The organism is Shewanella sp. AS16 (assembly GCF_021412365.1).
Lineage (GTDB): Bacteria > Pseudomonadota > Gammaproteobacteria > Enterobacterales > Shewanellaceae > Shewanella > Shewanella salipaludis.
This window is the reverse complement of record NZ_JAKCLK010000310.1, coordinates 1-288: the sequence shown is the minus strand read 5'-3', so window position 1 is coordinate 288 and position 288 is coordinate 1. Positions and strand designations below refer to the sequence as shown.

Here is a 288-nt window from a genome sequence, read left to right as displayed (position 1 = left end):
GCGCGAAGAGAACAAGGTTTTGATGTGTTTATGGGTCGCCGTTGCCACTTCATCGCCCAGTAAAACATGCGGGCCAAAATAGCGATGAACGATAGCGTGAGCTTCTGCAAAACGCCCCTGGCGCAGTAGCCAGCGTGGCGATTCCGGCGTGCCCCAACGTAGCAGCGTAATCAGCAAGGCTGGTAACGCTGCTGATGCCAGCAGCCAGCGCCAGGCCTCCGGGCTTTCGGAAATAAAGTGATGTCCGGCAATACTTGCCAGCACATAGCCTACGGTCCACACCACACT

General features: G+C 56.6%; 1 protein-coding gene. It reads right to left on the bottom strand.

Translation table 11 applies throughout. From position 1 onward, the window contains the following. A partial coding sequence (locus LZP73_RS20420) for an MFS transporter (protein WP_234236782.1) occupies positions 1 to 288 on the bottom strand: 288 nt, incomplete at both ends.